The 296-nt window shown below is 63.5% G+C and carries 1 pseudogene; it reads right to left on the reverse strand.

What is annotated here, in order from left to right:
* Positions 1–296 (reverse strand): annotated as a pseudogene (locus ACWGTI_RS32880) (ISKra4 family transposase); the annotation flags it as partial.

Consider the following 296-nt stretch of genomic DNA (forward strand, 5'->3'; position numbering starts at 1 on the left):
TCGTGCCCCGCCACAAAGCCAAATCGCCGTGCAGGTCCTTCTTCGGGCACGGACTTGCCGACGATCACCTCGAAGTTGTCGGTCCAACTGCGCACGTAGCCTCCATCGATGCCGATCGTCACCGGTGGTCCGGGGATCGTCATCTTGTTCCATTCGGCCTGGCATCCGCTCGCGAACATGGCCTGCTCGGGGCCGAGCTCGGCTTCGAGACGCACGGCGACGCGCATTGCGTCGTTCCTGATCGTCGACGCGTTCACGGCCTTGTCGATAGGCAATACGTCCGCCAGCAGAACGGC

It is taken from the genome of Mesorhizobium sp. ArgA1 (assembly GCF_053714375.1).